Below are 364 nucleotides of genomic sequence, written 5' to 3'. Positions count from 1 at the left end.
GGCCAGGCTTCAGCGTTTTATTATGGTGATCCCCTGGGCGAGATGCGTCTGGTGAGCAGAGTTTTTGAAATGTAAGGCCTTTAAATAAGATAAAAGGCTACCTCGTCACGAACTTTGCAACAGTGCCTAAAAAAGCCCATGGCGCATTCATCAACGTGGCTCGCGCGTACAACCATCCTTCTTCATCTCGAAATTTCAGCAACATATTTCTGGCGATCCTTTCATTGATGGAGACGCCTGAGTCTTTACCGATGAAATAGGCAACTTTATCAAAATGATTAATGAGTAAGCTAAGAATTTGCTCTACAAGATAGCCCTTTTCGGTCATGTATTCAATGAGTTGATCAGCTATCAAACATAATAC

At 42.3% G+C, this 364-nt stretch carries 2 pseudogenes; one reads left to right on the top strand and one right to left on the bottom strand.

Annotation, left to right across the window (positions count from 1 at the left end):
* A pseudogene (locus tag AB1287_RS22290) lies at nucleotides 1-75 on the top strand (IS6 family transposase); the annotation flags it as partial.
* 22 nt (nucleotides 76-97) lie between these two features.
* Here AB1287_RS22290 and AB1287_RS22285 read toward each other — a convergent pair.
* Nucleotides 98-364, bottom strand: a pseudogene (locus tag AB1287_RS22285) (hypothetical protein); the annotation flags it as partial.

Source organism: Scandinavium sp. UTDF21-P1B (assembly GCF_040750395.1).
GTDB lineage: Bacteria > Pseudomonadota > Gammaproteobacteria > Enterobacterales > Enterobacteriaceae > Scandinavium.
Note: the sequence above shows the minus strand (reverse complement) of the source record. Positions and strands in the feature narration are given on the sequence as shown.